This window comes from Oxalobacter vibrioformis, from assembly GCF_027118995.1.
Taxonomy (GTDB): Bacteria; Pseudomonadota; Gammaproteobacteria; order Burkholderiales; family Burkholderiaceae_D; genus Oxalobacter; species Oxalobacter vibrioformis.
The window spans coordinates 2,037,966-2,061,378 of record NZ_CP098242.1 but is presented as its reverse complement, the minus strand read 5'-3'; the positions used below and the strand labels follow the sequence as shown (position 1 = coordinate 2,061,378).

At 54.8% G+C, this 23,413-nt stretch carries 11 protein-coding genes; 8 read left to right on the top strand and 3 right to left on the bottom strand.

The annotated features are described in order from the left end of the window. Nucleotides 1-433 precede the first annotated feature (433 nt). Nucleotides 434-11,821, bottom strand: coding sequence for a retention module-containing protein (locus NB640_RS10100; RefSeq protein WP_269308579.1), 11,388 nt, complete (start codon nt 11,819-11,821; stop codon nt 434-436). A gap of 427 nt (nt 11,822-12,248) precedes the next feature. On the opposite strand from NB640_RS10100, the gene miaB reads away from it, so the two are divergent. The 5 genes from miaB (at nt 12,249) to NB640_RS10075 (ending at nt 16,491) form a co-directional block, all read left to right on the top strand. After that, nucleotides 12,249-13,598 carry a tRNA (N6-isopentenyl adenosine(37)-C2)-methylthiotransferase MiaB gene (gene miaB, locus NB640_RS10095; protein WP_269308578.1) on the top strand — a complete coding sequence of 450 codons (1,350 nt, stop codon included), beginning with the start codon at nt 12,249-12,251 and terminating at the stop codon, nt 13,596-13,598. A gap of 4 nt (nt 13,599-13,602) precedes the next feature. Next, nucleotides 13,603-14,193 (top strand): hypothetical protein, encoded by a 591-nt coding sequence (locus NB640_RS10090; protein ID WP_269308577.1) that lies wholly within the window; start codon nt 13,603-13,605, stop codon nt 14,191-14,193. A gap of 158 nt (nt 14,194-14,351) precedes the next feature. Further along, nucleotides 14,352-15,443 carry a PhoH family protein gene (locus NB640_RS10085; RefSeq protein WP_269310447.1) on the top strand — a complete coding sequence of 364 codons (1,092 nt, stop codon included), beginning with the start codon at nt 14,352-14,354 and terminating at the stop codon, nt 15,441-15,443. Further along, nucleotides 15,440-15,904 (top strand): rRNA maturation RNase YbeY, encoded by a 465-nt coding sequence (gene ybeY / locus NB640_RS10080; RefSeq protein WP_269308576.1) that lies wholly within the window; start codon nt 15,440-15,442, stop codon nt 15,902-15,904. The genes NB640_RS10085 and ybeY overlap by 4 nt, the downstream gene beginning before the upstream one ends. A gap of 11 nt (nt 15,905-15,915) precedes the next feature. Then, nucleotides 15,916-16,491 (top strand): DNA-3-methyladenine glycosylase I, encoded by a 576-nt coding sequence (locus NB640_RS10075; RefSeq protein WP_408637960.1) that lies wholly within the window; start codon nt 15,916-15,918, stop codon nt 16,489-16,491. A 67-nt stretch (nt 16,492-16,558) separates the two neighbouring features. Here NB640_RS10075 and NB640_RS10070 read toward each other — a convergent pair whose 3' ends face one another. After that, entirely contained in the window at nt 16,559-17,671 is a 1,113-nt protein-coding gene (locus NB640_RS10070) for a porin (protein ID WP_269308574.1), read from the bottom strand. 456 nt (nt 17,672-18,127) lie between these two features. Here NB640_RS10070 and NB640_RS12950 point away from each other — a divergent pair, with 456 nt between their 5' ends. From NB640_RS12950 to NB640_RS10055, 3 genes are all read left to right on the top strand, one after another. Beyond that, nucleotides 18,128-18,496: a porin gene (locus NB640_RS12950; RefSeq protein WP_332880243.1), complete on the top strand. Its 369-nt coding sequence runs from the start codon at nt 18,128-18,130 to the stop codon at nt 18,494-18,496. Between the two features lie 89 nt (nt 18,497-18,585). Continuing rightward, nucleotides 18,586-18,948, top strand: a complete 363-nt coding sequence (locus tag NB640_RS10060; protein ID WP_269308573.1) for a hypothetical protein — start codon at nt 18,586-18,588, stop codon at nt 18,946-18,948. Between the two features lie 162 nt (nt 18,949-19,110). Continuing rightward, nucleotides 19,111-20,208, top strand: coding sequence for a porin (locus NB640_RS10055; protein WP_269308572.1), 1,098 nt, complete (start codon nt 19,111-19,113; stop codon nt 20,206-20,208). Between the two features lie 410 nt (nt 20,209-20,618). Here NB640_RS10055 and acnA read toward each other — a convergent pair whose 3' ends face one another. Next, complete coding sequence (acnA, locus tag NB640_RS10050; protein ID WP_269308571.1) at nt 20,619-23,342, bottom strand: aconitate hydratase AcnA; 2,724 nt, start codon at nt 23,340-23,342, stop codon at nt 20,619-20,621. Nucleotides 23,343-23,413 lie beyond the last annotated feature (71 nt).

Below are 23,413 nucleotides of genomic sequence, written 5' to 3'. Positions count from 1 at the left end.
ATAACATCATCTGAAAGTGGGTGCTGAAAGACCACGGAAAAACATTTCCGCAGCCTTTCAGTCCATTCAGGGGATAAACCTTTTCAAAACATCCTGTATTGCCGGCTGCAACAACAATACGGGAAAATTATTTCCATGCGGCAATAATCCCACAGGTGTTTCCGTATGTCAATATTTACTTGAGGAAACATTCAAAAAATCATGTCTGACATCCCCACAGGAAAGCACGCCATCCACGACTTCATTTCCCCCCCTCGCGTAACGTTTTCGTAAGCCGCAGGTGAAGCAAACGAAAACCTGCCCTAAAAAAGAAAACAGCCCCACCCGGATGGGGGTGAGGCTGTAAAACAAAGAAAAAACCGGTTAATGAAGTGAACCTGAAAAGCCGCAGGAAAATATTCCTTCCTCCGGCCTTTCAGTGTTGCCCATTCGATCAGAACTTGATCTGGTCGTTCTGGATCAGCTGGTCAAAGAGGTTCTGTGCCTGGGAGCTCAGGTCACCAGACAATGCCCCGACACCATCCATCACGATCGTGGCCAGATGGACAGCGTCTCCTGTACCACTGCTGCCATCCACATCAATGCTGAGGGTTACCGTGGTTTTGCCATTCGCATCCTGCGTAATGGAATCAAACTTCAGGTAACCACCATCCAGGAGGCTTGCCGAGTTGTTACCCAATCCGGCCTCAGAGAGCAGATCCTTGACATCGAGAATATCCCCGGTACCATCATCGCTGACCTTGAAGCCGCTGATCGTATCACCCTGAGTCACATCGGCAAGATCACCCTTGGCATAGCTGACCGTGGTCTGTCCATGACCGGCAAGCAGGTTAATGGTGTCATCACCAGCACCGCCAAACACGATGTTGTCAGAGCCACTGATATTGATGATGTCATCACCGGCACCCCCATAGACCCGATTTTCGTCACCTTTCACATGGATCGTGTCGTCTCCGGCATCACCATATATCTGGTTATGGTCACCCTCAACCGTAATGCTGTCATCACCGGCGCCAGCATGGATCTCGTTGCTGTCACCATCCACAACAATCTTGTCGTGGCCGGTGCCGGCAATGATCTGGCCGCTGTCCATGTCGCCATGGATATTCGCACCGGCATTCCAGCCGAATTCGCCAGAACCATCGTGATACGTGCCACTACCCAACTCATAGTCAATGGCGGAAAGCGTGATATCCAGATGACCGTTTTGGGTATTGCCGCCAAAGTCATCCGCACCGTTGAAGGTGAAGCTGTCAGTGACACCTGCAGCCAGGCCGGCTTCATTCACATGGTACTCATACTCGTAGGTCGTGATTGTACCGTTCTGATCCGGCGTACCCTTCACAAGCAGCGTACCGTATATACCCTCAACCGTGTAGATGGAATTATCGTGATTCCATGAACCGGCGGCAACACCGACGACAGACGCCAGGCTCACCAGATCGCGGTTTGCATCATTGAAGGAGAAAGAGCCCTCGATAATCCTGGCAATCTCCTTGTCAATCACCGCATCGTTTGCCACTGGTGCCTGGTTCGGCTCCGGCCCAAGCGTCAGCTTGCTTTCCAACTCAGCTGAAGTCCAACCCTTGCCATCCGTGACGGTAATGGTCAGCGTCTCTTCCCCTGTGGTCGGTGGCGCGGTGTTCTTGTACTGGTCATACAGCTCGTAAGTGTATGAACCATCCGCTTTCACCGTCCACTCGCCATAGGTACCCTTGACCGTCCATCCGTCAGTGGCATTACCCGTTACATCAGCCGCAAGGCCGGAAGGCGCTTTCACGCTGGCGATTTTGATCGCATCGCCATCGGCATCCGTGACATAGCCGTTTGGCAGCAATGTCTTGCCGGAAATATCCGTATGACCGCGAACGGTATCGAGAATATCCGCTGGCGCCTTGTTGCCATGAACCACGCCATCAATGTTCGGGTTGGCAATAACATCCACCGTGACATCAGCCGGATCGGAATAGGCATACTGCGTGCCGCCATCGCCATATCCGCTTCTCTCTTCGGAAACACCGACCACCGTGATGTCAGTTGACGTCGTACCGTCACCCGGCACATTCAGCGTGATGGATTTATCCACATGCGCTGACTTGTCGCCCACATCAACCATGTACACCTTGTCACCCGGCTGGAAACCGGCAGCAATCAGCTTTCCGGAATCGATAACCAGTGTGCCGCCAACCACCTCGACACCATCTGCCACCTTCACGTAGAAGTAGTGGTTCTCGGAACCATCCACGTCGGCAAAATCCGCATCCAGATCCACCGTCACCTGGGTTTTGTGACCGTCAATGGCTTTCGCATCACCGGCATCCGCACCAGCCACACCAGTTGCAGCATCCGCTGTCGCCGCAATCGTGACCTTGGAGCCATCAAGCGTCAGGTCCTTCGAAGCGCCGGACTGATCCTCAACCTTGACCGTCGTGTTGATGTTCAGGTCATTGTTGTTGTGGTAGTTCGGATCGAGCTTGATCTGGTAATCCTTGTCAAAGTCAAAGCCGTTCGGGAACTTGATGCTGTCAACCGGATTGACACCATCATAGATCGAGACAGTCGCCACACCCTTGCCGTCAACACTCGTGATCTTCAGGTCATACACCTTGCCGTCATAAATGAGCTGGCCAACCGTAGTGCCGACATCCCCTGCCGCATGGCCGCCCTGGGTGATGGTGTGCTTGACTTCCACGATCTGCTCGTGGTTGCCCTCCAGCACCGCTTTCAGGCTGCCGCCATCCGTTGCCGTCAGCTCAAGATCAACAGCCGTGCCGGTGCTTTCCACCAGGTGCGTATCCTTGAGTTTCGCGCCATCGGTCTCAACCGCGCCGATCTTCACATCCACCGTCTGGTTGACATTCTCTTTCCAGTTGTTGTCAAGCGTCAGTTCCTTGTCAGCACCCTGGCCGGTATTGGTTTCAGCCGAAATACCGCCCACCTTCAGCGTGTCAGCCACATCCTTGCCGGTATCCTTCGCTTCAACATTGAAGATGACATCGACCGGGTTGCCAGCAGATGCCGGGATCTTCACACCGTAGTACAGCGTGCCGTCCGCGCCAACGATGGTCTCAACAGCGTATTCCTGACCACCGATGGTGACAGTCTTGCAGGTGATGTTGGTGCTTTGCTCCAGCACGGCATAGTGTATCTCGCTGCCGTCATTATCAGCAAAGTCCAGCGTGACCTTGACAGTCGCCTCCTCACCGCCTTTTGCAGCCGGCTTGCCGTATTCGGACTCATACTCCACGCCCGACACCGCCGGTGCATTGGCAACCGCATCAATAATCACCTTGTCTGAGCCGGTGTAGGTTTTCTCGTCGCCTGAAAGCTGGTCTTTGACTACCACATTCCAGGAAACAGAGCCATCCTCGCTGCCATGCCCATCTGCCACAAAACGCAGGCCAAGATCATCCAGGAAATCCTGGATGGCAGTTGAGTCGTCCAGATCAATACCCTTATCCTTCAGCAAAGACAGGATATCGATCGTCGTTGTGCTGCCGCTCTCAGAGAGATAATCGGTCAGATCAATGCCCGCATTCCCGCTGACAACATCCCCGTTGGTATTGTCATACGAGACCTCAAAGCCGGTGAGTTCATCATGCTGGCCCAACGCCACGCCAAGACTGATTTCACCGCCGACTCCCTGTTCATCGCCCTCATAAGTGTTATTGACACTTCCGGTTACCGTCGCGCCGACAGTGGAGTAAACAACATCTACACTGCCATCAATGGTCCAGGCAAGGTTGTTGTCGGTGTTCAGCTCCCAATTGTCAGCACCACCTGTATTGTCCTCCCTGCTCAAAAGACCGGTGCCAATACTGATCTCGCTGTACTCGCCGCTCATGGCGTCCTCGTTCACCTTGACAGTGACTTCAGCCGTCCACTTGCCGTCTCCATCCTCGTCTTTCAACTCGACCTGGTAGTAGTACTTGCCATCCGGTCCCTGGACGATGGGATAGCTGCCGTCAGGCGTATACTGCCCTGTCACTTCCATCAGGCCATAGTGTTTCTCGGAACCATCGGAATCGGCAAACTCACCGGAAAGAACAACCTTCACCGAGCCCTCGTTGCCGTGACCATCCTTGCTGCCCATGGCAGAAGGCTCCGGGTCACCCGGATTCGCACCGGCTTCCTTGTAGGAAACCGAGCTGTCCATATCCATCGGCTTCTGGGCCACCGCATCCACGATCACCTGGGTGGTATCACTGTCAATTGACGTACCACTGCCATCGTTGCTCTTGAAGCCTTCCACCTTCAGCTTGACATCCGTATCATCAAAATTGACGCCCGGAACAAAGCTGACACCCTCATCGTACTGTTCCTTGGTTATGGTAACTGTAGTGCCGTTGCCGATTTCCAGCAGGGTACCATCGCTCAGCTTGATATAGCCTTCACCTTCTTCAAGCGTAAAGGTGAAAGAGCCTTCTATACCATGGTTGCCGATGCCGCCAATGGTGATCGCACCACCGCCGGCTTCTGCCGGGTAGCCGGAATTTGGATCGCTGGCATCAGCCAGGATACGGTCGCCATTCATGTCAACCAGATAACCCGCGTCGTCAACCAGCGAGCCATCCCGTGCGATCAGCCAGCCATCATTACCGATGTACGGCGAACCATCCGGGTTGACCTTGTTGCCATCCTTGTCGGTCAGGTAACCATCAGCATCCTTGTAGTAGTTGCCGTCAGCATCGCGCAGGCTTTCGGCCGGGCGATATGCCAGATGGGCATTGGGCGTGTCATTCTCATACACTGGCTCCACATGCAGATCGTAATGCGTGCCGCCATGTGTCCAGTTGTATTCGATGTCCACTTCACCACCAGAGGTATAAGCGGCGTTATTGTTGATATCAAGCTCTTTATTGCCAGCCTCACCGGTGAAAATCTGGCCATTGTCATCCTGCTCCAGGGCAAGCGCGCCCACTTCCATGCCGGAATCATAGGCATTCGATCCGCTAAGGGCATGCAGGAGATCATGATCACCAACAAACTCGACCTCAACAGTCACCGTGCATTTCCCGTCAGCGCCAATATCATCCACATCCACCGGAACGCGCCAGTATTCCTTGCCGTTGAGCATGTAAATATCTGCGCCTTTCACGGTCATGTTGGCAATGACTTCCACAAGTACATAATGCCCTTCAGACTTGTCCGCATCAAACGGATTGCCGAAGTCGACCGTCACCATCATCTCTGCCTCGACAGTCTTCTGATTCGGGGTAGCCGCATCAGAGCCAGTAACATCGATATGGTCTACATCATTATCAACATCAGCCGGCTTCTGGGCCACCGCATCCACAACAAGCGGCAGCTTCTGGTCACCCGTTGAGCCTGGCGCACCCGTATCCGGATTGACATAGTCCACCTTGTAATCCAGGTTGACATCCTTGTCGCTGTAATTGTGGTTCGGCACATAGGTAAGATCCGAGTTGCCGCCCAAAAGCTGGTCTGTCAGACCCGGATTGGTATCGGTATTTTCAAAGGTTACCGTTACCTTGCCGTTGGCATCTACCTTGACTTCCATGCCATCCACGTCCAGTGCCGGATTCACGACAGGCTTGCCATTATCCCAGACAATCACAGGCTCGCCATCAAACATGAGCGTGCCTTCCTTGCTGTCAAAGGTAAACTCAGCCTTCGTAATGTCGGCATTGCCATTCTCGCTCAGCGAAATCTGAGCGCCGCCAGCCCTGGTCTGGTCATAGCCGGTCGGGCTTTGATCATCACCAAGATGGGTCTTGGGCATATCGTTTTCATACAGCGGCTTGCCACTGATACCGACACCGCCGATCTGGCTGAATTTGACGTCTACCGCCGTACCCTGATCGAAACCAATATTGTTCTTGATATTGGTTTCCTGGTTGGTCTCGTTGTCAAAGACATTGGAATCCTCGACAGCCATGCCGCCGATATGGATCGTACCATTCTGTGAGCTGCCATCGGTCTTGAAAGTCACCTCAACATCCAGCTCGGCCTTGCCGTCGCCATCCTTGTCAACCACGTAATCCCCTGGCACCGGCACCTTGAACCACGATTTACCGCCATACTGCTGGTACATGTCGTCCGTGATCGGGATAGTGATCCTGTTGCCGTTCTCATCCCAAATCGTGACAAATTCCGGCTTGATACCCAGAAGATTGGCTTCCACCATCACATAGTGCAACTCCGAACCATCGGTCGCATCCTGGAAGGTGATGTGCGCCTTGACAACCACATCCTGCCCGTATTCCACAAAACCGTTTGCCGCCAGATCCTTGATGGCCACATCAGCCACGTCCGGTTGCTGTGCCACCGCATCCACGATGATGCCCAGGTCGTTATCCTGGTAGCCCGTACCCTGGTCATTGCTGTTCTGCCAGGTCTTCTCGGCGCCGGAATCATTATCCTTGACCGTGATGTCGTATTTGACATCGATATCGTCACTGTTGAAGTTATAGCCCGGCTTGAAGACAAGCGTCTGCTCGCCGCCATCGGCAAGCCCCTTGACCGGAATTTCCACACTCCAGGTACCATCCGGATTCTGCGTGGCTACATAGGATTTACCATCATACTCAACCCGCATCTGGTCGCCCGGATTGACGGACTTCGGAATATCCTCGCCGTTCATCAGGTCAAAAGTCAGCTTGACTGTTGCAGTTTCGCCATCGTGAACGCCGCTGACAATAATCTTGGCGCCACCATCCGTATCCGGCGTAAAGTTGCCGGTATTTGCATTCGGCGTCAGGTTTTCAGAAATGACACCACCGACAATCTTCACACCCGGATCAGATGTGACCACACCGACTTCCACCTTGGTATCGTCAGTCTGGTACGCTTGGTTGTTGCCCGTATTGGCTTCCGAATCGGTCGCCTTGTCATCGGCCATTGCACCGGTCTTGATAGTCAGGTCGGCATCCTTGTCGAGCGTGGTGCCATCCGGCAGCTTCACTTCAACCTCAGCATCAACAACCTTGCCGCCTACCTTGTCAAGGAACTCATTCAAGACAGGGATCTTGAAGTAATCCCCGCCCGAAGGCACTTTGGAACCGGTGCCGTTGACAAGCGCACTCTGGGCCGCATTCCAGTCGGCTACCGTCCAGCCATTGGGCAGGTTATCAACCGTGAAGGCGCCACTGATGCCATCAACCGTAATCGTCATCTCGCCATTGACAATAGTAATGGTCTGGTTGATTCTGCCCGCGCCCTTGACCGTGATCGTCTGGTCACCGAGCGTGTCCAGCGACACATTTGGTGTATTGCCGCCACCATCATAGGTACCCTTGATACCGGATTTCTGGATCAGCAGGAAATGTGATTCACTGCCATCCTTGTAGTCCTGGAACTGCACATCCTTGACCGTGATGGTAAATTCGCTGCCGATCTTCGCGGCGTCATTGCCGTGATAGCTGGCCGTATCCTTTACGTTACTGACCGGCAGATCCGCCACCGCATCAATAACAACCGTGCCGACATCCACTGTCTGCGTAGCCGAATCCGTAGAAGTATCGGCATGCGTATCCATTGTCACCTTGACATTGGTCAGGTCGGTATCGTCGTTCGCCACCGGCTTGTAGGTGATCTTCGCCTGATCGACACCATTGCCCGTCTGCGCAGGCAGGTGATCTGCCGGGATCGTCAACTTGTAGCTGCCATCGCCCGTCTTCTCCAGATAGCCATCACCCAACTCATAAGTGTGACCGTTGTAGGTAAACGCCCCCAGCTTGCCGTCACCACCCTTGAATTCAAATTCCATGATAATCGGCTTGTCACGGGTCTCGCCGGTCTTCGTGCCGTGGATATGGTCGCTCGTGTTGGAGCTGATCGTAATAACAGCATTATTGGGGCCATGCGGATCACCGGAATGATCAACCGTATTCTGGTTACTCCAGCCATCTTCATAGCCAGCTGTTTTGTGGCTGGTGATGTCGTTGGAAACATTGACCGTGATCGTCCCATCCTTGAAGGTATAGGAGGTATTGTTGTCATCCCTGACCTCGTTATCAGGGATGTTGGTTTCAGTTTCCTCGGCCATGCCGCCAACCTTGATCTGCAGGTTCTGGTCTTTTTCGATACCCTCAGGCAACTGAAGCTCAACCTCGGCTGTTACCTTGCCATTACCGTCTTCAAGGAAATCATTCGGAACCGGGATCTTGATAAACTCATTGCCGGCCACCCCGGTTGCATTGGCGTCGGTAATCGCGCCGATATTCACCGGAATCGTCGGCGAAACGGCTGCACCGTCAATTTCAACAATTTCGCCGTCAACAATCTTGATGAGCATCTCTTGGCCATTGCCGTTGGTCAGCTTGATGGTCTGGTCAGGCAGGGTGGCGTAGCCGGTGGTGCCATCACCAAGGGTCACGCCCTTGTTGCCGATCAGCAGGTAATGGTTTTCCGAGTTGTCTTCATAATCCTTGAAGGTCACTTCGGTCGTCGTGATCTTGACCTTGTCGCCATTGCCGGCAGCGGTGTTGTCGACATTGTTTTCGTTCTTGCCATAATCCACCGCATTGTTTCCACCCACACCCGGCTTGTCAGCCACGGCATCCACCACCACCGTGGCAGTATTGCCGCCATTGTCATGCGTGGTCTTGCCCTGGTTATTGGTTTCATAATCCGCCATCTGGTCAGCTGTATGGTTGCTTCCCTTGAGATCATCCCAGGTATTGCCGCCATCCGAACTGATGATCTTGCTTGCGCCGGAATCCGGGTCCACAATCTGGGCAACATAATCGATGTCTACATCAACGTCGCTGACATCGCCTGTTGTCGGCGTGTATTTCAGGCTGCCCGTGATATCACCCAGGCTCTGGCCGGGCACATTGACCGTACCCAGTACGTTACCTGCCGCATCAACAATCTGTGCCTGGGTATAGATAACCTTGCCACTCGTATCGGTATGGTAGGTAAAGAGAATACCGCAGCCGCTCGGCATATCCACCCCGTTGAGGCTGACCTTGCCGTGCGTATCGTCATACTGGAAGACAATCGCTTTGAGGGCATCCGGATTGGTATTGCTCACACCACCCTCTTCCACGAGCGTCAGCGTAATCTTGCCGCCCGGTGCGGTCGCATTGTTCCCCATATTCTTGTCCGGCTGGTTGCCTTCGTAGACAGCCGAGGTGCCGATACTGATGCCGGAGTGGACACCACTCACAGACAGGCCAATATTTGGCGCATTACCGACCGAAATATTGTTGCCATAGTCATACTCTTCGCCACCGAGCGAATCCTGATCCACCACGGTCACAGGCTTGACCCAGACTGTCGAGTCTGCCACATCGCCGCCAGTCGCTGGTGCGGTAATCGGCATTTCGACCTCGAAGTGGCCATTATTCTCGGTAACCTTGGCGCCAGGAACAGGATCACCGTTAACATCGACCACCTGCCAGCCGCCGTGGCCATCACTGACAACCTCCAGCAGGATATACTCACCCGCATCCGCGTCACCGCTGGTCGGGCTGAGAACATTGTCTACCGGCAGATTGGCGCCACCCTCCGACTTGAAGATGGCATTGATCTCATTTTTGCTCAGCACATCAACGCCGCTGTCAACCGTCCAGCCGTTTTCCAGTGCTTTGGAGATATTCAGCACCACATACTTATGCTCGCCTGCGCCCAGATCGTTGAAGGTAACACCAGCCACGATAGCGATGGTCTCACCTGCCGCCGCCGCACTGCCGCCGTTATAATCCGCACCGGCAGACACATTGGTCGCCATGTCCGCCACAGCATCGACCACGATGGTCGAAGAGCCGGTATACACGGCTTCAGCACCTGCGCTGGATTCGACGGTTACCTCGTAGGAGAAGGACAGATCCGCATCGCTTTGTACGGCTCCCGGCTTGAAAGTCAGGTTCAGGTCATCCAGGCTGGTCCAGGGATCAGAACCGCTTTGCAGCGTGATCGTCACGTCGTTGCCGCTGATTTCAACCAGGTAGGTATTGCCGCCTACCGGGAATGTCTGCCCGTTAGTAACGACACTGCCGTCCGACAGCAACTCACCAGCCGGGAAAGTGAATTTCACCTCGGTAATGTTTTCTGTTACGCCCTGGTTGTTGCTGCCGGAAATTTCCAGCGAGATCGGCGCACCGTCGGCATCCTTGGTGGAATCGGCATCCACACCGGCATTGCCGCGCTCACCGTTTTCATCAACGTCACCCTTGACCTGGGCATAATCCGGATCATATGAGCCAGTCTTGTGCTTGCTGTCATCATTATCCTCTGACGCCCAGCCTGCCTTGATGGTAAGCGTGGAATCAACAGAGTCGACAGTGATCTTCACATCACCTGCCGCATTGCTTTCGTTCCAGGAAACATTGTTGTCAGTGTTCGGATCCTGATCAGTCGGCGTTTCTTCTGCCTTGGCCATGATATTGAGGTCAAGATTGATATCTTTTCCAAGATCCGCAGAATCACCCGTTGCCTGGTATACACAATCCACTTGCGCGGATGCACTACCGCCTTCCACTGCGCCGTAATCGCCCCAGGTCACCTGATCAGGCGGAATCACATAGTACGTCTTGCCGCCGATTTCAATGGTATCAAAAGCCTTGAAACTGCCGTTGTCCATGTAACCCAGTTCGCCCTTGCCGTCAGCTGGCACTTCAATATAAAGCGAATGCGCCTGCGAGGTATCCGTATGCGTTGGATCCACGTCAAAGAAGGTCGCACTGATCGAGACATTTGCCGTTGCCTTGACGTTGGCATCTGTCACATTGGTCCCTTTCTTTTCGATGTCGGTCTTGGCCCAGCCGTCTGCCAGCTTTTCTGTTGCACCAGCGCCATCGATAACAATATGACCGGTAATCATACTGTTATCGGCATCGCCTTTCACATCTTCCGGACGGTCTGCCACGGCATCCACCACGATCGGGAAACTGCCGGTCAATTGACCGGTGCCGCCACCATTGACACTGATATCAACAACCACATTAATCATCATGTCAACATCACTGTCCAGCGGCGGAACAAGATAAACGCCTGCACCATTAAAATCGCTCTGATCAAAATGGAAAACACCATTGGCATCTGCGGCGACTTCCATCCCGCCCTGTGCCGGATCGCCAATATACAGCTTGGTGCCCGGCTCAAAACCACTCAGATGCACCTTATCCACTACCGTGGTGCCTCTCCCCTCAAAATTGAACAGGATCTGGCCCGCATGCAGGCTGCGATCACCCCGTTCCGCATTCTGGCTGTCGGCCTGGTTACGATACGGCTGACCATCCTCAAAGACATAGCCGACAAAAGTACCATCACCCAGCTCGGTGCGAATTTCGAAATCAAAATCACCACCCGGCGTTTCACGGCCGTCATACTCTTCCGGACTCCGGAATTCATAGCCGAAGGTGCCGGTATCAAAACCCGGGGTCACGTTGCCGCGTGCGGCAAGCTGCTCTACCACCACAAAGCTGCCGCCTTCTTCGGCACCGCCTGTGCCGCCTGCACCCGGACCTGCTGCCGCTGCTTCCATCAGCGCTGTCGGGTCTTCGCCCTTGGCAATGGCTTCTTCGATCTGCTGCTGGAGCTTCTCGATATCCCCATCTGTTGCGCCTGGCGCCTGGGTCTGCCCGGCCTGTGGCTTGGAGGCCTCAGCTGCCTGGGAGAGCACCACACCGTCCATCGGCAGGCTCTGGCCTGCGCCCAGGGTGGCAAAGCCGCCTCTTGAAAAATCGATATGGGCGTTTGCGCCATCGGCTGTCTGGATGGTCTCGCCCGCATATACTTTGTCTCCGGGCTTGAGGGTCCGGATAACGCCGCGCTCGTTGATCGCTGTGACGACCCCGTCGACGCCCTTGACGGTTCCTACCACTCTGCCGGATTGCATGCTTGGTGTGGCCATTTTGTTCTTCCTCTATATATAAGACTGTTTATTAGTTGTTCGTTTCCTGCCGCCCCTGCCGTTCCTTCTATCGGCTTGTCGTAACGGGCCACAGGCCATAAAAACTGTTTTGCGAAAATGCACGGTTTATGCACGCACTTTTTCTGATACCACAGAATATATCCAAATTTATGAGCGGGATATATTGTACTTTGGTACTAATTTTATTGCTTTGTAGCAATTTTGCGAAGGCAGTTCAGCGGGATTTTCCCCCAAATACAGCATTTCCGCACAGAAAGAAAAAACCGCCTGAAACCCATTGTAGCGTCACTTCGCCGGGTCTGCAGGAAGGCGGCAAAAAGACCCTGTTTTGCCTCCCGGGCAAAAAGCGCATACACTTCCCCTTTCGGTATTTTCTGCACGCAAAAACACACACCCGACCAGACCCATGCAAAAGAAAGTCTTTATCCGCACCTTCGGCTGCCAGATGAATGAATACGACTCCGCCCGGATGCTTGATCTCCTGGAGGCCGAAAGCGGCTATGCCCGCGCGGAATCACCGGAAGACGCCGACCTGATCCTTCTGAACACCTGCTCGGTGCGTGAAAAGGCGCAGGAAAAGGTCTTTTCCGATCTGGGCCGCATCCGCAAACTCAAAAACGCCAGGCCAGGCCTCCTGATCGGGGTATCGGGCTGTGTGGCCTCGCAGGAAGGCGAGACCATCATCCGCCGTGCGCCGTATGTCAATCTGGTGTTCGGCCCGCAAACCTTTCACCGCCTGCCCGCCATGATCAAGGCGTATGAGCGCACCGGCTCTCCACAGGTGGATATCTCCTTTCCCGAAATCGAAAAATTTGACCACCTTCCCCCGGCAAAAGTGGAGGTGCCGGTTGCCTCCGTTACCATCATGGAAGGCTGCAGCCACTTTTGCAGCTATTGCATCGTGCCGTACACGCGCGGCAAGGAAATCTCGCGCCCGCTGGAAGATATCCTGGTCGAAATCGCCGGGCTGGCTGACCAGGGCGTGAAAGAAATCCTGCTGCTCGGACAGAATGTGAATGCCTGGCGCGGCATAATGGATGGCGGCGAAAAGGCTGACTTTGCGCTATTGGTCGAATATATCGCCGACATACCCGGCATTGAGCGTATCCGCTTTGTCACGAGCCATCCCACCGAATTTTCACACCGGCTCATTGAAGCCTATTCGCGCGTGCCCAAGCTGGTAAGCCACCTCTACCTGCCTGCCCAGCACGGCTCGGACAGGATACTGGCAGCCATGAAGCGCGGCTATACCACGCTGGAATACAAGTCCATCATCCGTCGCCTGAAAGCCATCCGGCCTGACCTGCTGGTCTCCAGCGACTTTATCGTCGGCTTTCCCGGCGAAACCGATGCCGATTTTGAGGCCATGATGCGCTTTATTGACGAAATCGGCTTTGACAACAGCTTCAGCTTCCTTTACAGCCCGCGCCCTGGCACCCCGGCAGCCGCCCTACCGATGGATATCCCGCTGGATGTCAGGAAAGAACGCCTGCAACGCCTCCAGGCCAAGATTGATGAACACACCCGCCGCTACAATGCGGCGCTGGTCGATACCACGCAGCGCGTATTGATTGAGGGTCGCTCGCAAAAGAACCCCGGCCAGTTCCAGGGAAAGACCGGCAGCAACCGGGTGGTCCATATCACGGTAAAGGACACCTCGCCTGTGGCAATCGGCGACTTTGCCGATATCTATATCACTGACGCGACCAATTACGCCTTGCGGGGTATCCCGGCGGCGGACAGGATAGTGGCGTAGCATCATGCGGCGGCTCCTTGTCCCGGCCCTTGTCCTCTTGCTGGGCGGCTGCGTCTCATACCAGGGGCTGCCATCCGGCTGGGAAGCCATCGAAAAGCACGACACCACCGATGATTGCGCTTCCATTGCGGGGATGTATGCCAATCAGGGCGAATACCCCGATGGCTCGCCGGTATACCTCACCACGCTGCTCATCCCCGAAAAAAGCCGAAAAGGCGCCTTTACCACCGGTGTGCTTGAGAAAGCCGATACCATCACCCTTACCCGTGACAAGGGCACCGCCTTTCTCATGCGCATGAAAGGCGAAGGACTGGATGCGCAAAAAAAGATCGACCGCGCCAAAGGCCACTACCGCTGCGTGGAAGGGGTCATGCAAATGGATGACACCCACGGCAGCCAGGATGGCGTCATCGCCCGCAGCCATTTCACCTTCCGCACCCTCTACCGCACAAACGACTGGCTCACCATCAAAAGCACAGGCATGGACACCACCCTGCTGGTGGTTATTCCCCTGAACCAGTACGAGTACCGCTGGGCGCGCTTTGCCGTCAAAAAACCGGAAGCCATCCCCGCCCCGGAAGAAAACGCGCCCTGAGAGATAAATCGCGTTTTTTTGACAAAACACTTTGTCATAACCCGTCTCATCCATATAAACTAGGCTGAAATCCAGGCTGATCCGTCTTAACTGCAACCATCGTGGAGCGTACCGTGAAAAATACCCGGCCCCAAAGCAAACCCAGGAAATCCGGCAATGTGAAAAAAGAGCCGAATGTACTCTACTTTTCCCCGGAGCCGCAGGACAATTCCCGGCTGGCCAATCTGTGCGGCCCGATGGATGAAAACATCCGCCAGATCGAATCCGCCCTGGATATCGAGGTCAACCGCCGCGGGGGCAAATTCATCCTGACCGGAAAAGAAGCCTTGAAGGCGCTGCACCTGCTGGAACAGTTTTACGCCATGTCCAATGTCCCGGTATCGATAGACGATATCCAGCTTGCGCTGGTGGAGGTGCGGGCGGTTCAGACCAATCTCGCGCAGGGCATGCCGGTGGGCATCATTGCCGACGCCGAGGTATCAAGCCCGGTGCTCAAGACCCGACGGAGCGATTTGCGCGGGCGCACCCCCATGCAGGTGGAATACCTCAAGACGATCCTGGAACACGATATCACCTTCGGTATCGGCCCGGCCGGTACGGGCAAGACCTACCTGGCAGTGGCCTGTGCAGTGGATGCGCTGGAACGGGAAAGCGTACAGCGGGTCATCCTCACCCGCCCGGCGGTGGAAGCAGGCGAACGGCTCGGCTTTTTGCCGGGCGACCTGGCACAAAAGGTCGATCCCTACCTGCGCCCGCTGTACGATGCGCTGTATGACCTGATGGGCTTTGAACGCACGCAGCGCCTTTTTGAAAAGCAGGTGATTGAGATCGCCCCGCTGGCCTATATGCGCGGGCGCACGCTCAACAATGCCTTTGTCATCCTCGATGAGGCGCAAAATACGACGCCTGAGCAGATGAAAATGTTCTTGACGCGTATCGGCTTTGGCAGCAAGGCGGTGATCACCGGCGACATCACGCAGATCGACCTGCCGAACCACCAGAAAAGCGGGCTGATCGACAGCCTGCATATCCTCAAGGATGTCCGCGGCATTGGCGTGACCCACTTTACCAGTGTCGATATCGTGCGCCACCCGCTGGTGGCCCGGATTGTGGAAGCCTATGAAAAGATGGAAGCCTTCAAGCGCGGCAATACCCTGAAAAAAGCAGACGCGGCCTCCCCGGCACAGGAAGCGGAAGTACCCGCGCCCGCACCGAAAAAAACCGCCGCCAGAAAAACGAAACAGAAATGAAATCTCCCATTCCCCTTTCGCTGTCCGTCCAGTACGCCGACCTGCGGGCAAAGGATATCGCTTCCCGCCAGCAGATCCGCCGCTGGGTGAAAGCAGCCATCAGGCAACCGGCCATGCTGACCATCCGTTTTGTTGATGAGGCGGAAGGACAGGCGATCAACCGGGATTTCCGCCACAAGGATTATGCGACCAATGTGCTCACCTTTACTTATGACGCGCCGCCGTACGGGGAGGATGAAAGTGCCGCTGCCGAAGCGGATATCATCCTTTGCACGGATGTCATCCTGAAGGAAGCGAAAGAACAGAAAAAAACACCGGCGGCCCATCTGGCGCATCTCATTATCCACGGTGTTTTGCATGCACAGGGGCATGACCACGAAACGGATGCCGACGCCGAAAAAATGGAAGTACTGGAAACCGCCATCCTCTCGCGCTTTTCGATTGCCGATCCTTACGCATGAACGATCCTGCCATGAAAACCCGCTGCCCCTGGGCGCTTGGGTCCCCGGAAGAAACGCATTACCACGACACCGAATGGGGGGTGCCGCTTCATGATGAGCATACCCTTTTTGAGCTGCTCACGCTGGAAGGCGCGCAGGCCGGACTTTCCTGGCAGACGGTTCTGAAAAAGCGGGAAGGCTACCGCAAGGCGTTTGCCGGCTTTTCTCCTGAAGCGGTTGCCGCCTTTACCGCAGCTGATGTCGATCAACTGGTCGGCAACCCCGCCATTATCCGCCACAGGAAAAAGATCGAATCAACCATCAGCAATGCCCGTGCCTTCATGGAAACGGCGGCGGCGCACGGCAGCTTTGTGCAGTATGTGTGGGGATTTGTCGATGGCACCCCTATCAACAATAGCTGGACAGACACCAGCCAGGTGCCCCCGCATTCACCGCTTGCCGCCACCCTTTCGAAAGACCTGAAAAAACGGGGATTCACCTTTGTCGGCCCGACCACCATGTATGCCTTCATGCAGGCAATCGGGATGGTCAACGACCACCTGGTTTCGTGTTTCCGGCATAATGAGATAAAACACGCCAAACGTTAATCGTTTGCGTTTTTCCCGGAGAAGCCATTACCCCCCCGGGAACAATATGCATCCCGCGACGCCGGTATCAGAACTTGTGCGTCATGCCCACCTGCACGGCGGCGATACTGTCGCGTTCAAGACCGCTGTAGTAATTGCCGGTGGCCTTGTCATCAAAATCCGTATAGGAAACCTGACCATAGACCGAGGTGCGTTTGGAGAGATTGTAGGTATAACCCAGGGCATACTTGTACGTATCCCTGCTGCCCCCGTCAAAGCCGGCCATGGTTGCACCCGTGCTGCGGTTTTTGACGTCTTTCAACCGGGCATACTGGACAGACGCATCCAGTTGACCGGGACCGATATCCCATTCCAGGCCAAGCATCCAGACCTGCTCATCCGTACCCGGATTGGTTGTATTCTTATAGTTGATACTGCCGTTGTTCCGGTACCCCTTGTTGTCGGTATCCTCATACAGCAGCGTGACGCGGGCCGGACCGAATTTGTAGCCCAGACCAATGTTCCATACCGAAGAATCATCCGAATCCGATGTGCGGCTCCAGTTGGCCGTTCCCTGGAAAGGCCCGTTGTCATAGCTGAGATTAATGCCGTAGCCATCATTGTCTTTATCCGCACCAACTGCACCCGCTGTCGGATTGCCCTTGGTATTTTCGCCAAGCGTATAAAGCAGGCCAAATTTGAAGCCACTCCATGTCGGGCTGTCGTACCGTGCCGTATTGCTCACACGGGCAGAACGCTGCGAGCTGTAGATCATGGCGCCGACACCATACTGGTAGAAGGGATCAAAGCGGCGGATCGTTTCCGTGCTCAGTTCATTGACGCGGCCAAAGCGGATCTTGCCCCATGTGCTGCTTTCCAGGCCCATATTGGCAGCGCCGTCCCAGTCAACCCCGGTATCACCCTTGGCACCGCGGCCAGCCGGAATGCTCGAGTTACCGATACTGCCGTCATTAAGATCAAAACGGCGCTCCAGTTGAAAGATGGCTTTCAGCCCGCCACCCAGGTCTTCCGAACCCCGAAACCCGATTTTGTTATCCTGGTTGGTTCCCATGTAGACATCACGGCCAGTCTGCTTGACATAACCGGTATCCACAACACCGTAAATCGTGACATTGGACTGTGCAAGCGCGCCGCCGGAGCAGGCTGCCAGCACGGCCAGTGCAATTAACTTTCTTTTCATAAGCGTTTCTCCTTGTTTTGCCCTCTGTGGCATGTTGATATTGCCGGAAGCCGGTTACGCTATCCGGACAAATCTATCTTGATGGGGATTTATGACAACCCTGTGACAAACCGGAAAAGGAGCGGATGATGACGGTAAAAACGGAAAAAAGTGTTGTTTTTTTTCATCAGGAAGAAATCGCCGGATTTGTCATCGGCCTGTCATATCACTGCCGTATGCTGGAAGCTGCCAAATAAAGCCAGTCTTTATGAGGTATGTTGAAAATCCTTTGTACAGGGCGTGCCGTTATCCAGTGCGCCCTTTTTTATGCTGAAAAAACAGGCAGATATTGCATAAAAACAATACTTTCAAGCGTAATTCCCCCTTTTTCAGACATATCCGGAAAAAAAGGAAGACCACCCCTGCCAAATTGGATGAAATTGCCCCAATGCAATATAAGTTGATTGGCAGAAAGGGCTGCCTATTGTAAACAGCAAACAAAAAACGCTTTTAAAGGTTGAGCAGAACAGACATGAAAAAAATACTATTCGGGCGGCGCTTCTTGGCGCAACAGCCGGCCTTGCCCACGCACAGACAAACCTGACGATATACGGCATTATTGATACCGGCTATATCAAGGTAGAGGGCAGCGATACCCGCATGGGCCACAATTACTCCAGCCGGATCGGCTTTCGCGGCTCGGAAGACCTGGGTTCCGGCTATCGCGCCACTCTCGAGATTGAAGAGCGCCTGGACCTGAACAATGGCAATAACGGCACCCTGCCCGACTATGACGACCAGGTGCATGGCCGTCCGCGTGGCAATACCCAGTACCAGGGCGCCTGAAATAACCAGAGCGTGTTAACACGCCCTGTAAATCAATCACAGACAAGAGGTAACAATGGGATACGAATTTTCACTCTACAGCCAGATGGATGATCCGGCGAACATCCTGCCCATGCTGCAAAAAAAATGGGAACAGACACTGGAAGAAATCAGGGCGGCCACCTCCGAAGGCCTACCGGCAATACAATGAAATTGATGAGCTGAAAAAAAGCGAAATCATACCGATAGGGGAAGAATCCAGCTTTGCCCTGATCAACCTGGAAGACAGGAAATGGCCCGAGAGGGCTGCTTTCAGCCTGCATACGGCCAGTCCCGGCGGCACCCTGCCTGCCGGCACACCCTATATCCTGATCCTTTCCTATTTTAGCAGCCGTCCCAATCATCCGCTTTTGGCAATCACGCAGGATATCCTTGCGTCGCACCATCTTCCCTGCCTGACTGATGACTTGTAAAATAAGGACTTTATTGTCGCTGAAATACAACAGCAGGTGCCATTTTTCCTCCCACATACACCCTTTTTGCGCCACATCAAACCCATCCGCAGGGTTTGCCTTACGTTGATACCATCAACGTGCACAGGCACACCTTTACCTGGTATGTCGAGACAGAAAATCATGAAAAAAACCATCATCCCGTTTTCCATCCTGGCGATCTTTGCCGGCCTGCTTCCCCAAATCACCCATGCACAGACAGCCGTCACGGTGTATGGCTGGGTCGACATCGGCTATGTCGGAGAAACCGGAAAAGACTGGCGAATGGATGAAAATGACAGCAACGCCTTTGGCATCAAGGGCACAGAAGACCTCGGCGGCGGCAACAAGGCAACCTTTGACATCCAGACCCGCTTTACCCTGCAAAACGGTGAGCTGGAAAGCAGCGAAGGGGTGGAATGGGAAGGTGCCTCCAACATGGGGCTGGCAGGCCACTGGGGCAGCCTGCGTTTCGGACGCATGAATGAGGTACCCACCGAAACTTTCCGGGTACTGGACCCCTTGAACCAGGATGGCGCGGCCAGTATGCTGAGAAGCTCACAGCGCTCGGTGCGTATCGGCAACACGGTGCGCTACGACAGCCCTGTCTGGAACGGGCTGTACCTGCGGGCCTCCTACTCGCTCGGTGAAGACGGCCATCATGCCGAACCCGGCTCCGCCTCAAAAGCCGGTGCGGACAATGACGGCTATGCCGCCTCCTTAAGATATGACCGCGGCCCGCTTTTCCTTTTAGGCAGCTGGAGCCGCCGGGCAGACTCCAATGACTCTTACATGTGGAACCTGGGCGGCGCCTATGCCTTCGGCCCGGTCCGCTTCTCGCTGGGCTATGAGCGCACCCGTGACAAGGGCTGGAAAAACGGCGGCTACAGCAACCATGCGCTGGCAGCGCAATACGGCGGTACAGAAGGCATCACCTCCCGCCAGGACTCCTGGATTGCTGGTCTCAAATGGACTGTCGGCCAGGGCACGGTGGATGCGTTTTTCAACTATGTCAGGCTAAAAGATGCTGATGTGGCCGGCACCAGCGCATCCCTGAGCGATGACTCCGCCCGCAAATATGGGCTTGGCTATACCTACAACCTCTCCAAGCGCACCCAGGTCTATACCCGGGTTTCCTACATCGACTTTGGCAGCGGCAGCATGGCTGCCTATTACCGGGGCACCGGCCTGGACAATGAGAATGTTACTACCTTCCAGCTTGGCATGTTCCATAAATTCTGATGTCGGCATGTGCTCGCCAGCGCAAACGCCAGCTTGCTCCTGTTAGCTGAAACAGCCCCGCAACGCTGATTTTCATGCGCTCCAGGCTCAGCCTAATCCATTGACTTTAAATAATTTTCATGCAACCATGAATTCATGGTCATGATCGTGAAAGACTAACCCTGGCGCTGCAGGGACGATATACCGGACAAACCATACAAACGGCAGGTGGCATTCGCCCCACACACGGTCGGCAGTAAAGGAGCAGTCCGCCCTACCCTGCCCCCGGTTCTTTGTATAGTTAATGCTTCGTCTTATGACGATGCGCAATTTGCCACGGCCTGCATACGGTTCCCCTTGCAGGCCTTTTTTTGCCTGAAAAAAGCAAAATCCCCCGTAAAGGGGGATTTGCAGGATAAAAATGACAGGCTTTATGCTGCCAGCAACTGGCGCAGCACATACGGCAGGATACCGCCGTTGTGGTAATAATCCACCTCGATTGGCGTATCAATACGAAGCAAAAGCGGTACCTCCTGCGACGTGCCGTCAGCCCGGTGAATGACCAGTGTCACATCCTTTAAGGGACTGATGGTTTCCAGGCCCTTGATATCAAAAGTCTCATCGCCTTTCAGCCCCAGCGACTCCGCACTGTCATTGCCCTTGAACTGGAGCGGCAAGACACTCATGCCCACCAGGTTGGAACGGTGGATACGCTCAAAGGAACGCACGATCACGGCCTTCACCCCCAACAGCTGCGAGCCTTTGGCCGCCCAGTCGCGTGATGAACCGGCGCCATACTCCTCGCCGCCAAAAATGATGGCAGGCACCCTGTCCTCTTGGTAACGCATGGCGGCGTCAAAGATCGACATCTCCTTGCCATCCGGCTGGTGTACCGTAAAGCCCCCCTCCTTGCGCTTGCCTTCGGCATCGGCCGGCATCATCAGGTTGCGGATGCGGACATTACCAAACGTGCCGCGCATCATCACTTCATGATTGCCGCGGCGGGCGCCGTAAGAGTTGAATTCAGAGCGTGTCACGCCATGCGCAAGCAACCATTGCCCGGCCGGCCCTTTCTCCTGGATGGAGCCGGCAGGCGAGATATGGTCTGTCGTAATCATGTCGCCAAAGATAGCCAGCGGCCTCGCGCCGGTTATATTGACAGAACCGGCCTGCGGTTCCATGGTGAAATTATCAAAGTACGGTGGCTCGGCGATATAGGTCGACTCCGGCCAGTCATACACGTCGCCGGTGGCAAAACCGCCGATTTTTTCCCACAGCTCACCCGGTGCGCCCTTGATATCGGCATAATTGTTGCGGTAAGTCTCGGCATCCAGCGCAAAATGCATGAACTGCGCCACTTCCTGCGACGTTGGCCAGATATCCTTGAGATAAACGGCCCTGCCGTCGGTGCCTTTGCCCAGCGGCTCGGTCATCAGGTCCCTCGTGACATTGCCTGCGATCGCATAGGCGACGACCAGCGGTGGGGAGGCCAGGAAATTGGCGCGGATATTCGGATGAATGCGTGCTTCAAAATTGCGGTTGCCTGACAGAACAGCTGCCGCCACCACATCATTTTTCACAATAGCTTCATTCATCGCCGGGCTCAGGTCACCCGAATTGCCGATACAGGTGGTGCAGCCATACGCCGCTACCTCAAAGCCCAGTTGCTCAAGGTAGGGCAAAAGGCCAGCCTTGGTCAGATAATCCGTCACAATGCGTGATCCGGGCGCCAGGGACGTCTTGACGGTCGGTGACGTTTTCAGTCCGGCTTTTACCGCCTTTTTCGCCAGGAGACCGGCGGCAATCAATACCGCCGGGTTGCTGGTATTCGTACAGGAAGTGATCGCGGCAATCAGGACATCCCCATTGGAAAGCGTCGACCCATCGGACGTCTGGTATGCCACGGCAAGGTCTTCGGCCTTCTTGCCAAAGCCGTCTTCCTTCACAGGCTTTGAAAAGAGCGTGGTGAACTGCTTTTTAAGGTTACCCAGCTCAATACGGTCCTGCGGACGTTTCGGCCCGGAAAGCGAAGCCGTAACGGTACCCAGATCCAGCGTAATCACACGGGTATAGTCTACCTGCCCGGCTTTAGGCATGCCAAACATTTCCTGCGCCTTGAAGTAGCCTTCCAGTGCATCGACTTCTTCGGCAGTGCGTCCGGTCTCGCGGAAATAAGCGACCGTGGCATCATCCACCGGGAAAAAACCAATCGTTGCGCCATATTCGGGCGCCATGTTGGCAATGGTTGCCCTGTCCGTTGCCGAAAGCGAGGCAGCGCCTTCGCCAAAAAATTCAACAAATTTGCCGACAACGCGCTCACGGCGAAGGATTTCCGTAACGGTCAGGACAAGGTCGGTTGCCGTGCACCCTTCGGAAAGCTGCCCGGTCAGGTTCATGCCGATCACGTCCGGCGTGAGGAAATAAACAGGCTGCCCCAGCATAGCGGCTTCAGCCTCAATACCGCCCACGCCCCAACCAACCGAGCCAACACCATTAATCATGGTGGTATGCGAATCCGTACCCACCAGGGTATCCGGATAGTAAACCTCCCCTTTTTCCGGATCGGCACGGTGATACACACCACGCGCCAGGTACTCCATGTTCACCTGGTGAACGATACCAAAGCCCGGCGGCACCACACCAAAGGTATCAAACGCCTGCATGCCCCATTTCATGAACTGGTAGCGCTCATGGTTACGGTCAAACTCCAGCTTCATGTTCAGGTCAAGCGCATCAGGACGGGCAAAATAATCAATCTGCACCGAATGGTCAACCACCAGGTCAACCGGCACCAGCGGCTCGATCTTTTTCGGGTCCTTGCCCATTTTCACTGCCACATTGCGCATGGCTGCCAGATCAACCAGCAGCGGAATGCCGGTAAAATCCTGCAAAAGCACACGGGCAACCACAAAAGGGATTTCATTGGTCCGTTCGTCATTGGCGCGCCATCCGGCAAGCTGCTTCACATGGTCCTCGGTAATTTTGACGCCATCGCAATTACGCAGCACGGATTCCAGCACAATACGAATGGAAACCGGCAGGCGGGACAGATCAAGATTCAGCGCTTTGCCAAGTGCTGGCACGGAATAAAAACGCCCCTTGCCGGATTTGCCGATCGGGAAATCCTTGAGGGTGCTCTCGGTAATGCGGGACATGCGTTCTCCAAACAAGAATGGCTCTAAAAAAAGAGCCATTCAAGAGTTAGTCAAGACCGGTATTATAGCGC

What these genes read in the sequence shown, in the direction of transcription:
- NB640_RS10070 (WP_269308574.1), bottom strand. Translation starts at nt 17,671, where the DNA reads ATGAAAAGAAAGTTAATTGCACTGGCCGTGCTGGCAGCCTGCTCCGGC.
- NB640_RS10075 (WP_408637960.1), top strand. Translation starts at nt 15,916, where the DNA reads ATGAAAACCCGCTGCCCCTGGGCGCTTGGGTCCCCGGAAGAAACGCAT.
- NB640_RS10090 (WP_269308577.1), top strand. Translation starts at nt 13,603, where the DNA reads ATGCGGCGGCTCCTTGTCCCGGCCCTTGTCCTCTTGCTGGGCGGCTGC.
- NB640_RS10060 (WP_269308573.1), top strand. Translation starts at nt 18,586, where the DNA reads ATGATCCGGCGAACATCCTGCCCATGCTGCAAAAAAAATGGGAACAGA.
- acnA (WP_269308571.1), bottom strand. Translation starts at nt 23,342, where the DNA reads ATGTCCCGCATTACCGAGAGCACCCTCAAGGATTTCCCGATCGGCAAA.
- NB640_RS10100 (WP_269308579.1), bottom strand. Translation starts at nt 11,821, where the DNA reads ATGGCCACACCAAGCATGCAATCCGGCAGAGTGGTAGGAACCGTCAAG.
- NB640_RS10055 (WP_269308572.1), top strand. Translation starts at nt 19,111, where the DNA reads ATGAAAAAAACCATCATCCCGTTTTCCATCCTGGCGATCTTTGCCGGC.
- miaB (WP_269308578.1), top strand. Translation starts at nt 12,249, where the DNA reads ATGCAAAAGAAAGTCTTTATCCGCACCTTCGGCTGCCAGATGAATGAA.
- ybeY (WP_269308576.1), top strand. Translation starts at nt 15,440, where the DNA reads ATGAAATCTCCCATTCCCCTTTCGCTGTCCGTCCAGTACGCCGACCTG.